This window comes from Methanobrevibacter sp. (assembly GCF_045646205.1).
Lineage (GTDB): Archaea > Methanobacteriota > Methanobacteria > Methanobacteriales > Methanobacteriaceae > Methanocatella.
This window is the reverse complement of sequence record NZ_JAZRKF010000063.1, coordinates 1-13,811: the sequence shown is the minus strand read 5'-3', so window position 1 is coordinate 13,811 and position 13,811 is coordinate 1. Positions and strand designations below refer to the sequence as shown.

At 35.2% G+C, this 13,811-nt stretch carries 11 protein-coding genes; 5 read left to right on the top strand and 6 right to left on the bottom strand.

Annotation, left to right across the window (positions count from 1 at the left end; translation table 11 throughout):
• Nucleotides 1-38: 38 nt before the first annotated feature.
• The 4 genes from ACKI44_RS11030 to ACKI44_RS11015 all read left to right on the top strand — a co-directional run bounded on the left by ACKI44_RS11030 (nucleotide 39) and on the right by ACKI44_RS11015 (nucleotide 4,192).
• Nucleotides 39-611, top strand: a complete 573-nt coding sequence (locus ACKI44_RS11030; protein WP_407424346.1) for a TMEM175 family protein — start codon at nucleotides 39-41, stop codon at nucleotides 609-611.
• A 67-nt stretch (nucleotides 612-678) separates the two neighbouring features.
• On the top strand, nucleotides 679-1,425 hold the full coding sequence (locus tag ACKI44_RS11025; protein ID WP_407424344.1) for a M15 family metallopeptidase: 747 nt from the start codon (nucleotides 679-681) through the stop codon (nucleotides 1,423-1,425).
• Between the two features lie 18 nt (nucleotides 1,426-1,443).
• Nucleotides 1,444-2,442 (top strand): acyltransferase, encoded by a 999-nt coding sequence (locus tag ACKI44_RS11020; RefSeq protein WP_407424342.1) that lies wholly within the window; start codon nucleotides 1,444-1,446, stop codon nucleotides 2,440-2,442.
• A gap of 154 nt (nucleotides 2,443-2,596) precedes the next feature.
• Nucleotides 2,597-4,192: a C69 family dipeptidase gene (locus ACKI44_RS11015; RefSeq protein ID WP_407424340.1), complete on the top strand. Its 1,596-nt coding sequence runs from the start codon at nucleotides 2,597-2,599 to the stop codon at nucleotides 4,190-4,192.
• A 122-nt stretch (nucleotides 4,193-4,314) separates the two neighbouring features.
• Here ACKI44_RS11015 and ACKI44_RS11010 read toward each other — a convergent pair whose 3' ends face one another.
• The 4 genes from ACKI44_RS11010 to ACKI44_RS10995 form a co-directional block, all read right to left on the bottom strand.
• Nucleotides 4,315-5,205, bottom strand: a complete 891-nt coding sequence (locus ACKI44_RS11010; protein WP_407424338.1) for an ROK family protein — start codon at nucleotides 5,203-5,205, stop codon at nucleotides 4,315-4,317.
• A 216-nt stretch (nucleotides 5,206-5,421) separates the two neighbouring features.
• The gene (locus ACKI44_RS11005; protein ID WP_407424336.1) at nucleotides 5,422-5,880 is read right to left on the bottom strand and encodes a DUF4411 family protein; all 459 of its coding nucleotides are present in this window, start codon (nucleotides 5,878-5,880) and stop codon (nucleotides 5,422-5,424) included.
• Nucleotides 5,880-7,028 (bottom strand): ImmA/IrrE family metallo-endopeptidase, encoded by a 1,149-nt coding sequence (locus ACKI44_RS11000; protein ID WP_407424334.1) that lies wholly within the window; start codon nucleotides 7,026-7,028, stop codon nucleotides 5,880-5,882. The genes ACKI44_RS11005 and ACKI44_RS11000 overlap by 1 nt, the downstream gene beginning before the upstream one ends.
• A gap of 482 nt (nucleotides 7,029-7,510) precedes the next feature.
• Entirely contained in the window at nucleotides 7,511-9,763 is a 2,253-nt protein-coding gene (locus tag ACKI44_RS10995; RefSeq protein WP_407424332.1) for a hypothetical protein, read from the bottom strand.
• 226 nt (nucleotides 9,764-9,989) lie between these two features.
• Here ACKI44_RS10995 and ACKI44_RS10990 point away from each other — a divergent pair, with 226 nt between their 5' ends.
• Nucleotides 9,990-12,275, top strand: a complete 2,286-nt coding sequence (locus ACKI44_RS10990) for a hypothetical protein (RefSeq protein WP_407424330.1) — start codon at nucleotides 9,990-9,992, stop codon at nucleotides 12,273-12,275.
• A gap of 30 nt (nucleotides 12,276-12,305) precedes the next feature.
• Here the strand turns inward: ACKI44_RS10990 and ACKI44_RS10985 are convergent, their stop codons facing one another.
• Together ACKI44_RS10985 and ACKI44_RS10980 are read right to left on the bottom strand one after the other, a co-directional pair.
• Nucleotides 12,306-13,340, bottom strand: a complete 1,035-nt coding sequence (locus tag ACKI44_RS10985; protein ID WP_407424328.1) for a hypothetical protein — start codon at nucleotides 13,338-13,340, stop codon at nucleotides 12,306-12,308.
• 12 nt (nucleotides 13,341-13,352) lie between these two features.
• Nucleotides 13,353-13,811 (bottom strand): DEAD/DEAH box helicase (locus tag ACKI44_RS10980; RefSeq protein ID WP_407424326.1); only part of this gene is annotated, 459 nt, incomplete at its 5' end.

Genomic DNA, 13,811 nt, shown 5'->3' with positions numbered 1-13,811 from the left:
CTATTAATTATTAACAGTGCATATTTAGGGGAATTTGAATGAATATAGACAAAAATAGACTGATAGCTTTTACTGATGCTATTATTGCAATAGCTTCAACAATTATGGTTTTGGAATTGGTAAATCCCCATGTTCCAACCCTTCAGGGACTGGCTGAGCGATGGCCGATATTTTTAGCTTATTTAAACAGTTTTGCAATGATTTATCTTGTTTGGTATAAGCACAACAATCTACACCACAAATTTGAAACTATTTCCATGAGAATATTTTACCTGAATGGAGTGTGGCTGTTCTTTTTAACTTTAGTGCCTTTTGCTACAGCATGGGTTGGAGAGTTTCCTTCAAGCCCGATACCTGAGTCATCATATGCTCTCATAATATTCCTGTGGACATTATCTTTTGAAGTGCTTGATATGCAGATAACAAAGGAAAATCCTGAATTAAAACGTGATTATTACCATGAGCCTAAAATCAGGATGTTTAATTATATAAGTTTAATAATAGCAATGATTGTGGCTTTCATTGAACCTTTACTATGCTTAACAATTATTTTTCTAATATCCGTTATCAACGTGATAACCATAGGCAGAAAAAATAATGCTAACAATTGAATAATCACAGCACATACTGTCAACAGACAATTCCCAATTAAGAGATATGCAGTTATTAGGTGATAAAATGCAAAATAAACTTTTTAAAATTTCCATAGTAATCTTTTTGGCATTGTGTTTTTTAGGAAACATAAATAGCCAGGATTCTGTAGCCGCTGCCGATAAAGACAACATCAAATTTTCAAATGATTCATCAGATTTCGTTTTATTGAGTGATATTGTACCTGATGCAATTTTAGAAATAAGATACTATTCAACATATAATTTTGTAGGGGAACGTATAAACGGTTATGACGAGCCCACTGCACTTTTAACTAAAGAAGCTGCAACCTCCCTCAAGGAAGTGAGTGACGAGTTAGCTGAAAAGGGATATCGTTTAAAAATATTTGATGCGTATCGCCCTCAAAAAGCAGTTTATCACTTTGAAAAATGGGCTAAAGACGTGAATGATACGAAAATGAAAGATTATTTCTATCCTAATTTAGATAAATCAGTACTCTTTGAACAGGGATATATCCTCAATCATTCCGGGCACTCAAGAGGCAGTACCGTTGATTTAACATTATTTGATATGAAAACCGGAAAAGAAGTTGACATGGGCGGAACCTTTGATTATTTCGGAGAGGAAAGCCATCCTGATTACAAAAACATCACTACCGAACAGTATGCAAACCGTATGATACTTCGCGAGGCGATGATGAATCATGGATTTGAACCCTTAGCTGAAGAATGGTGGCATTTCACTTTAAAAAATGAACCGTATCCGGATACATACTTTACATTCCCGGTTAGTGAAAGTTCCATTCACAAATAAGTAAATGAGACTGATATCATGAAGACCAAAAAAGAGAGAATATTCTACTACGACTTATTAAGGGCATTTGCAATAATAGCTGTTATAATCTGTCATCTAGACCACTTTTTTGGTCCCTTAACAACACCTGCGCAGGTAATAGCTCAACTGACTTTTCACGATATCGGAGACATCGGCGTTCCTATTTTTCTAATGATCAGCGGAGCTTTATTATTAAACCGAGAATATCCAAGTTTATCAGACTTTTTAAAGAGAAGATTTAGCCGAATTGTATATCCGTTCATCTTCTGGATTATACTGATTTTAGGCCAATTATATCTTCACGGATACAACTCCAAATTCATCTGGAACGTATTTATAGGAGAGCCTTCAATCACATGGTATTTCTGGACACTGATTGGAATCTATCTATTTATACCAGTCATCAACTCATTTGTAAAGGAATACGGCCTTAAAGGCGTTGAATACTTCCTGGCCATATGGTTTATAACAATGATTTTAAATACATTCCACAGCTATCCTTTATGGTCATTCTTTGATTTGAACATGTTTGCAGGCTTTATCGGATATCCATTGCTCGGATACTGGCTTGCCAACAAGAAATTCAATTTAAGTGATAAAAAAGTCTGCATTATAGGTTTATTGATACTTCTCATTTCACTGGCCATTTTCGTATACTGCGGATATTCAAAGCTTGATTTCCTATCACCAAGATATCTAAACATTACAAACATATTCATGGGAATTGGAATGTTCGTGTTTATTATGTATCTTGACAGATTGAATGCATTCAAAAAAATCAAAGACAATTACATCGGAAAGGCAATAATCTCCTTAAGCGTATGCAGTTACGGCATGTACTTTTCACACGTTATCGTAGTCAAGGAACTTTCCTACCACAATCCCGGATCCAACCTGCTCTTCCCATTGATGTTCGTGCTTATAGTATTTTTAAGTTGGCTTTTACCGTACATCTTAAGCAAGATTCCCTATGTTAAAACTATTAGTGGCGTTTAAACAATACTTTTTCACATCAGGAAATTATTGTATTCTTTTGATATAAGAATCAATTTTTTTAACACTTTTTAGTCAATGATTTTCAAAAATAATTATGTTTTAAATATGGTGAACACCAAATATTATATTTTATATATCAAATGGAGTTTTTATTTTGAAGTTAGAATACTCATCGAAAAAATTGATAGGTTTATTTTTTTGTGTACTGCTGATTTGCAGCATGCAGGCTTCCGGCGCATGTACTGGAATATATGTAGGTAAGGATGCCAGCGCAGACGGTTCAACAATTTTTGCAAGGTCAAATGACTATCGTGAGGATTGGGGAAATCATATTACAATAACTCCTCATGTAGACAACAGTCCGGGCAGATTAATGCCTGTAAGTGCAGATGGAGAGGTGAAAACCGAGATTCCTGCAACCACTTACAAATACACTGCAACGCCTTATATGGACAGTGCCGGAGTAGTGGCCAACAGAACTGACTGTGATGCGGCCGCATGTACCAATGAGTATGGTGTATCCATGACCATGTCAGTTTCAGCCCATTTAAACAATGAATCATTGAAAGCAGACCCTCTGGTTCATCAGGGCCTTGCCGAAATTACTGCAGCAGACCTTGTTATTTGTCAGAGTAAAACGGCCAGAGAAGCTGTAGAGGTTCTTTTGGGAATTGTTGATAAGTACGGTAATTCAGAATCCAACATTGCAATCATTGCTGATCAAAATGAAGTATGGTATGTGGAGCTATACGGAGGACATCAGTACGCTGCTGTAAAAATGCCGAAAGACAAAGTGGCAGTATTCGGTAATGAGTTTTCCTTAGAGTACTTATCTGACTATGAAGACTCCATCACATCACCGGATTTAACTAAACTTGCGGAAAAAAATGGTTTTGCTGTAAAGGGCAAAAATGGTGAGATTAATCTCTTTGAAAGCTATGCTGGAACAAAAATTAATAATGACACTGCCCATATGAGGACATGGGAGGGACACAGACTTCTTAATCCTTCAGAATACAGTTCAGAATATAATCCGAGCGAGATGTATCCTTTATCTTTCACACCAGACAATAAAGTTTCACTGAATGATGTCGCACACGTTTTGCGTGACAGATATGAAGGAACACAATATTCCCCCGATGAAGCAGGAAGAAATGATTCAAGAGCAATCGGAAGTGATGAAACACTGAGTGCCCACATTATTCAGATATTTCCAAATCTTCCAGCAGAAATGTCATGTGTCAGTTGGGTAAGTTCAGGCCCTCCAGTTTATGGAGTCTTTGTACCGGTATCCAATGACTGTGTAAATGTCAGCTCAGAGTATGGGGCTAATCAGCCTGCAAGTGAAATGGGTGTCTTTGATGCAGAACACTATCCATATCATGTCTTCAAAGGTCTCTGCACTCGCTGTATGGGGCCGGACCATTATAAAGATTATGGAAGGCCAGTGCAGGCATACTGGAATCAATCACAAAGTAATATGTTTGCTGCAATGGGTGATGTACTCTCAAATGCGGAAAAAATGGATAATGATGCAAGGGCAAATTATCTTACTTCATGCTGTAATGATATGCAGACCAAAGCATTCCATGACGGAAATCTAATATTTCATAAAGTGATTTCATTACAGAACGGAAATAATACTTCAGGCCAACCAATGGAAATAAAACTTAATGCATCAAAATACATTGATGTTCCTCCGGTGCCTGAGGGTTCTACAGGATTTTTCGATTTTCCTTTTCCATTGTAATTTCATCACAACCCTGAAAATAACTTTTCTTTTTTCTTTTTTGATTTTTTGGATGGAAATTAGCTGTCGACCCTGTAATTTGATACTTCTATTTTAAAAGCATTTGCATCAGAAATTCAATCTCAGATGATTTTTTCCATAATCAGAAAGTTATATAATGCGCCAACACATCCGGACGCATTTCCAAAACGGCATTTTTCGATTGCAGGTTCATTTATTGCTTCTGAGGATTTGATTTTAATGAATTCATGAAGGCTTTGGCGTATTTCATCTATCAGTGCGTCCTGAGCTGAAATTCCGCCGCCGATGCAGAACTTTTCTGCATCCAATATGGACTGGATATTAATGATTCCTGAAGCAATCATTTTGGAGTACTCTTTCAATGCCTTTTGGGCGGCTCCATCACCGTTTTGATGCTTTTCAAAGAATTCATAGCTGCCTATGCATTTATCGCCACCATAATATTCAATCAGATTTTTATGGCCTCCGATTTTGCCGAATCGCTTTTCATTGTCTGGATTTTCAAGGCAATTAAGCATGCTTGAAAATTCCCCGGAAGACCCGAAAGATCCCCGATATAATTTTCCTTCAAGTATTATTCCACCAGCTATTTCTGTGCCAAGTCCTATAAACACACCGTTTTTTACATCAGACAGGTTTCCCTTCCAAAATTCAGCCAATGCTCCACATTTACCGTCATTTTCAATCCACACCGGTTTTAAATATTTCGCTTCAAGGATTGATTTTATGGACAAATTAGAAATCTCCCTGAATGCTCCTGCAGTATGGACGATACCCTTTTCGGCATCAATTTTGCCTGGAAATGAGAGTGCAATGCCACTTATATCATTTATGTGGGGAGCAATTATTTCATCCAATGAATTGAAGAGTTCTTCCTTATCCCTATTTGTTTTCATTTCATTGATTTTGCGGATTTTTGCGCTTCTGTCGGTGAGGACATATTTTATTGCCGTTCCTCCAACATCTATCGCCAGGTATTTTTCACTGCACATAACTAATCATCAGGGTTGTGTTTTTGATAATCTTTTTCTTCTTTCGGATATTAATGATTTTTGATGTTGCAATTAATTCAGATTAAGCTTTGGTGAGTATCCCATTGGCTGAATCGATGAGACTCCTCTTAAAATTCACAAATTTAAAGTACCAAACAATTGTTATCAACAAATACAAAAGAAAAATTGAGAGTTTTCACTCCCACTCATGATTTTTCACACTTTAACAGGGACATCCCTTAAAAATTCAAGAAAATTAATACATGGAATTTTCAATTTTTTACATACATATTCGATTTTTCTTTCGGGATTATTATTCATATTTTCTTGGGTAACCAAAATGACATCCTTATTGACCAAAGCCGAAGCTATCAAATATGGATCAGCCCATGGTTCCTTTTTCATACCCCATCTTTTAAAAACATCGAATCTTGAATCAATAAGAATTTTTTCAACGGCTTGGGACTCTTCTTCACTTAGTTCTCTAAAGCAATCCTTATAATTATCCCATAATTCCTGCGAATCTTCCAATTCCACATAAACCTCTTTTAAAGAATATGCAATACCCTCATCAAATAATCCATAGATTTTATCCCACAAAGTAGGCAAAATATCATTGGGATATGTGTCCTCAAAATGAATCAGTGAGGATGAATCAATGACATATTTTTTCATTATTCCACCCCGTAGATTCTATTTTGCAACTCCGGAATGAATTTTTTCTTCAAGTTAGTGAATTTTGAAAAGTCGCCACTGTTGATTATTCCAGATTCATAAGCCTGCAGAACAATTGCACAGTAGGATTCACCGTTATATTTTAAAATATTATTGAAATAACTTCCGCCAGACCCTTTTGAAAGGATTGTATCATCAAAATTACTAATCAGATTATTATAATCATATCTGCCAATGTAATTTGTATCATATAATCTTCTTGAAATCACATGAGAACTAACGCCATAGACATTTGATAAAGCATTTATTGTATTTTTAGACAAAAGATTATTCCGACCTACATTCTTTCTTAAATCATTACCCGGAACTAAAAACTCTCCTGCAACAGCATTGCAGAAAATTTCTTCTTCATTGCTTTCATCATCATCACAAATGGCGCTTTCTCCAATCAACAAATGAGTCAATTCATGGAACAATGAAAATATTCTACCATTAACACTATCTTTACCATTCAGCAATATTATCGGTATTTCCTGATGGAAAATGCACAGTGCCCTCATTTCTTCAATCGAAACACTTCCTGTTTCAAAAATTAAAACACCCATTTTTTTGGTAATGACTTCTTTCCACTTATTTAAGAAGTTATAATGTTTATTATCTTTAACTCCATTTTTTCTAATCCAAGTTTTTTGATTATCCAGTGAAACGTCCAGTGTTTCACGGATATAATTAACAAAATAATTTTTACCGAATGATTTTTCAATTGTCTTGAATGAAGGAAAATCAAATTCCAATTCAAACAACAAATCTAAATAATTTTCTCGCCTATACTCAGAATTGCGTATTTCCTTAATTAAATTTGGAGATAGCTTTTTAAAATCATTAGCACCCATTTTTCTATAATTTACCAATTCAGGAAAATCATCAAAATCCGGAATCTTGCTCATGAAAAAAAATGCTGTCGGAACATTATATTTTTTGCTTACTTGTCTTAATTGATTCCAGGTAGGATATTTTTCTCCAGATTCCCATGATTCATAATTCTTTTTAATATATGCGGGCAATAATTCTTCATATTCGTCAATGAATCCTGCATATTCTCGGGCCCATAGCATCATTTCAGGATTTATACTCACTCGTGTTACCATCAAATCATCCCTCAATTGTAATTTTTCATAATGTTTAATATTTTCTCCTTTTTTTGAGAATCCATGATTCCCAACATACCAAAACTCAGGATTAGGCCCAATTCTTACATTTTAACATGAAATCAAAAATAACATTTGTTAAAATTATATTGTTTGAAATAATATTTAATTCTTGTTCAAGTGTGAATTTTTAAAAGCTTTATATATAATTTTGGTTAATGCCATCAAATCCTTAATGAGTAACTGCAAATCAATTAACTTAAAACGATTAGTTGTGTTTAATCCAAAAATTAATAATTTAACTTAATACATCCATATGCCACGATAATTAAAATCATGATTAAAAATGAATATCAAAATCATGAAAAGAAAAGTTCAATTAAAATAATAAAAAATTAATGAAACGACAGAATGGTGAGGTCTGCCGTTAATTATTCAATAGCTGATTTGAGAGAGATTTTAAAATTATCTTTTCAGCACCATCATGTGTTGATTTCAACTTCCCTTGAAGTATAGAAATCATAGAATTTGGCCATTATAACAAATTTAGTACCAATTTTTGGAATTAATTCAGCATAAATCCTATTTAAATCTTTTTCTTCAAGTATTAAATTTAAATTAGGAGTTATGATAAATGAAAGACAGTCAATATCGTAAAGTGCACCGTCATAAGGATTTCCGTTATTGAAATAGAAAGCCACATCTGCTATAATAACAGGTTTGCTTCCGTTGTAATCAACAGAAACATCCAACTTCAATTTCAAAGGATCAGAATCAACTTCATGCCAATTTGGAATAAAAATAGGCATCCATTCAATTAGCTGATCATTTTTGGAAGTCGGATTGACTCCTCCCCAAAAGTTGTTGTTGACTTTTGAATAATCACCACAGTTGTATACAGTTTGGCCTTCACCATCGGCATCATTTCCTATGAAAATATCATTGAGCAATGTCAGTTTGGAGTCCTTTGAATCCAGATAGATTGCTCCGCCCTCATCACCGCAGTGATTGCTAATAAAGGCACACTGTTCAAATGTAACCTTACAAGCCGAATTGATATAGATTGCTCCGCCATCACTTGATTTTGAAGATGCTTCATTATCACGGAATGTCTGATGCTTAATGCTGGCTGAGGTAAATTTATCGACATACAATGCTCCGCCGTCACCCTTGGCTACCCTGTTTTTTAAAAAGTAGGAAGGAGAATCTGAAAATTTCATTGAATTTGCATAAATCGCTCCACCATGATTGTCGGCAAAATTCATTAAAAATGTAGAGTTGTTTACATATGCATCGGTTGAACGTACAGCACCGCCGTAACATTTTCCTGATGCTCCTGTTGCCTTATTTGACTCGAAAAGACAGTGATTCATATTGACATTTTTCTTGGAAAAAATTGCTCCACCATCAACTAAAGCCTTATTGTCTGAAAGATGGGCATTTGAAATCTCAACGTTACCTTCAGCATATATAGCCCCGCCATTATTGTCATCCGCATGATTTCCGATAAAGAAAGTGTTGAAATCATCTCCTGATGCCTGGTTGGAGTTTATATAAACATCAACTGCATAAATTGCTCCGCCGTAATCATCAGCTGAATTTTTTTCAAAGGTACAGTTGTTTGCTCTGACTTCATTTTTTGAACGTATTGCACCGCCGTAGCACTGGGATTTAGCTCCTCCAGCTTTATTGAGACTAAAGTAACAATTTTCAACATTTGCTTTGCCGCAGGTGTAGATGGCTCCTCCGTCAACTTTCGCTTTATTTTGACTGAATTCTGTGTTTTTAGCCTTTAAATCACCATCAGTATAAATTGCTCCACCCTGATCATCATCTGCCTTATTGTCTATGAAATAAGAATTCATGGATTGTGTATTTGACTGGCCAACATTGATGTTGACATTGGAAGCATAGATTGCTCCGCCATAATCCTCAGCATTATTGTATTGGAATGTGGAATTTTCAACATTTACATTGGATTTTGAACGGATTGCACCACCATAACAATCTGACAATGAACCTTTAACCTTATTTGACTTAAATAAACATCCGTTGACATTTACATTCATGATATCGTAGATTGCTCCGCCCTCACTGTATGCAGTGTTGGATTCAAAAAGTGAATTTTCAATATTTAATACACCATAGGAAAATACAGCTCCACCACAATCCCCAGCCTTATTGGAGAGGAATACGCAGTTTTTTATTGAAAGAGACTTATCTACCCCATTGTAAATAGCACCTCCACTACAATCCACACTATTTTTTTCAAATGTACAGTTATCAATGTTATACTGTGCGCTGCCCATTATACGAACGGCACCACCACATCCCTGATAATCCCTGCATTTAAGATTTGCATTGATTATTTGTATATTTTTTATGCTTATGTCCCCGCTTGTTGAATAGAAGCCATGACATCCCTCTGCATTCAAGCAGTCAATGGTGTGGCCATGACCGTCAATTGTCAAATCCTTATTTAAATTAATTACAGAACCTGGACTTCCCTTATAATCCCTGTACAAATCCAGAACAGATCCTGCGGGAGCATTATTTATTTCCAATTGAAGGTCTGCAAAGCTTCCTGGAGTTTGATTTGTTTCAACTACTGAAGAAGCTTCAACCGCCTGTGTTGAGTCAACTGAAGAAGCATTATCCAAATCAGCTGCAGAAACTGCAGAAACTGATAAAATAAATAATACCATACAAACAAATAAAATTCTTTTAAAATTCATAAAATTCACCAAAAATGAAATTCTTTATCCAAAGAAATTTAGGTGTCCCAAATATATAACTTTTTTGGAAAGCAGGCGCTTGCATTCGCAAATTTATATATACAACATTGTAAATAATTAGAAAAGTTGGAGTGTAAACATGGTTAGTTTAACAATGATTTAAAGGGTTAAATTAACCATGAAAAATGTTTTAATAACATTTTAAAAAAAATAGGAAATGGTGAAAATGAAAAAATTAAAAGGAATTCTGCTGTTTATAGTATTGCTCAGCATTTTATTTATCTGCATTTCATCAATAAATGCTTCTGATGTAAGCGATGATATGAATATAACATCAGATGAGTCAGGCAATATAGCGACTGACAGCAATAATTTAAACAGCTGTAACGTAAGCAATGAATTATTAAAAAGTAATCAGGAAGTTAAATTAGGAAGTAACATTTCAAATAATGGAAATTATTTAAATGGCGGAGATATTTCAGATTATGTAAATATAAATCAGACCACAGACAATAGCTTCGTATTGGAAATGGACAATACTACTACAAATATTTATAGAGCACATATTTATGATTTGGATAGCTTTAAGAACGTGACAAGAACTATTTCATCAGGATTATTTTCCTACGATACTGTAGTCATGGACTTTAAGGACAATTTAATCTTGGAAATCGATGCAAACAATGGCTATCTGATTAATCCGGGATTTGTCAAAAACATGATATTGAGAGGAAATAATGTAACGATATCAGTCAGAAATCCGAATGAACGTGATGAAAAGCATTTTATGGCAGTCGGCGAACATGATACACTATCATTGAATGGCATTACCATAAAAGGATTCAATACTGCAATAATGAATCATGGAGTGTGCAAATTCAGAAATGTGAATTTTGACTCAAACCGTGAATCTTACATGTTAACAGCAGACCACGGAGGAGCAATAAGAAACTACGGAATCCTTACATGTTCAAACTGCAGTTTCAGCCAAAACAAAGCGAAAACCGGCGGTGCAGTGTACAATTACAAAGGATCACAGTCAATGTTTTTCAACTGTCTGTTCTCAAATAACATTGCTTCAGCCAATGCAGATCCGGGCAATATCCAAACCGCAGATGGAAATAACATCTATACCTGCAAAGGAGCAAATTGTTTTATGACCTCTGATAACGACAGTATCTACACCATATCAATAAATACCACATCAGAACTGACAAATGCTTTAAAAGATATAAATAAACTTGGCCATGTAAGAGATTTGATAATTAATTTCGCCCCTGATGCAACTTTTAAACTTGCAAAAGAGGAAGGAATTAAGTTTTCATTCGATTCTGTAGAAAACCTTTTCATCATTGGAAACGGTGCAACAATATCTGTTGATACAGAAAATTCCGATGAATGCCATTTCCTGAAAGTATTTAAAGGACAGAACTACCAAATCACTAACCTCACCATAACCGGATTCAACAAAGCCATAATCAATGAAGGAAGCCTATCACTCACCGACACAACTTTAAAAAACAACAAATGCGATTATTACTTCAGCGAGGACTATGGAGGTGCAATATATAATGATGAAGGAATATTGTATCTGACCAGATGTAACTTTGAAGATAACTATGCCAAATACGGCGGAGCAATATACAATAATCATGGAGTTTTAAGGTTTAATGACTGTTATTTCGAATCCAATAGAGCATATAAAGATGGTGGGGCGATTTACAATTATCAGGGCCATTTAACCTCCATCAAAACCACTTTCTCAAAAAGCAAAGCCGATGATGACGGAGGAGCAATATACAATGACCATGGCGAAATGGTGCTGAATGACAATTTCTTTGACAGAAGTTCAGCCGATGACGAAGGGGGAGCAATATATAACGACTTTGGAAAAATTACATTAAGCAATAACATATTTACAGAATCATATGCCTCTTCAGGAAAGGATCTGTTCACATACGGAGATGAAGCAAAATACTATGTGGCAAACGATTCATTTGTCATTCAGGAAGTAGAAGACGGATTTGTATGCAAAACACTTAAAGTCACCTCAGATACTGCAAGTGAAGCTATCCGATGGACTTTAAGAATTACTGAAATTGGTTTATGTGTTGCAATGTGTATAGGATGTACTCTAAGCGGAATGCCTGAAACTGCTGCAGGAGTCATCGGATTTATCGGCGGAGCTCTTTTTGCAGCAGGTGAAGAAGTTATAGAAGACTGCTATCTTGACCATAACTTTAACATTTGGAATGTAGTTGTAATGGCAGGAATAGCAGGATTTTTAGATATGGTAGGAACTGGTTTATCAACATGGATCGGTAAGACAGTTTTCCATGTGCAAAAAGGAGTAGATCTTGCAGCAGCCGCAAAATTTAAACTTGAAACGATATGTTTCTTTATAGAGTTAACGGCAGAGGTAATTACTGAAGTTATTCCACGTTTTGACTTCAGTGAATTTGAAGTGCCGACACCACCTGAAAACAATGCAACTGCAATTGCAATAAGTTAGGATTAATATCCTGATTTATTTTTTCTTTTTTTAGTCACAAACATCATCAGGCTTATTTTCATTAAAGTTAGTATTTTCCAAATCATATACACAATCTTCAAGATTCATTGCGCCACCGGAATTTTTGGCAATATTTTCACTAAAAAGAGAATCCTTTAAGCTTAATTCACTGTCACAACCGTAAATGGCCCCACCGTTTTGTGATGATTCGTTGAAATTAAACAGACAAGCATTAATTGACAAATCACATCTATCGGCACATATGACTCCACCATTATGATTTGACCTGTTTTTAGAAAACTTGGATTCATGTATGCTCACTTCACCGCGAATATGCAGTGCTCCACCATCTTCAGAGGAAGTGTTGGATTCAAAAATACTTTCAGAAATGACTATGTCACAGTTTTCATTTAATATTGCACCACCATTTTCAGCATCGTTTGCTTTAAAAGAGGTTTTTTGAATGTTCAGCTCACCACCGTCATTATTGACTATTGCACCCCCATTACCTGCAGAATTATTACTGAAGGCAGAGTCGTTTATATTCAATGCACTGTCATCATTGAATATTGCACCACCACGATTCGCCCGGTTGGATTTAAAAACAGAGTCTGTAATTTCCAAATCTCCCCAGTTGTTTATAGCTCCGCCAAACTCAGAGGATTCATTGTCTAAAAAGGAAGATTTTACAATGGATAAAACTCCCTCTTCATTAAATATTGCACCGCCATCTTCTGATGATTGGTTATTGCAAAGTTTTGATTCGATAAGCGTTAATTCGCCTTCATCAATATGTATTGCTCCACCGTTTTCTTTGGAAAATCCGTTTTTCAACGTCAAATTTTTAATTGTGATATTTTCGCCAGTGCAGTAAAACAAACGTGCTTTACCGCATGCATCAACAGCAAAGCCGTTTCCGTCAATTAGCAAATCATCAACATCCAAGTTAATGCCATTGGAATAATTGAATTCCTCACTTCCTTCCAGAATGATATCTGAGTCCAGAACAATTTCAGTTACTTCACCGTGAATTAATTCATCCAAATATTTAAAATTTTTAGCCATAGTTACACCAAATTATTTTCTTAATGTTAACATTTCCTTTAACTCATCATTGTCCATTTCAGTTATGAACGTCTCTCCGTTCCCAACTGTCAACTGTGCCAATTCCTGTTTTTTATTAATCATGTCATTAATCTTTTCTTCAAATGTTCCTTTACATATGAATCTATAGACCATTACGTTTTCGCTTTGACCTATTCTATATGCCCTGTCTGTTGCCTGGTTTTCAACTGCAGGATTCCACCATATATCATAGTGAATCACATTGCTTGCAGCAGTCAAATTCAAACCTGTTCCGCCAGTTTTAAGTGTAGCTACAAAAATCTTATAATTTGGATTTTCTTGGAAAGTATCTATTACTTCTGTTTTCTCTTTAAGGGTTTGTGAACCATACAGGAACAACACTTCAGTTTTAAACTTCTTGGATATGAGTTCTTGGATTATTTTACCCATTTCAACATACTGGGTGAATAT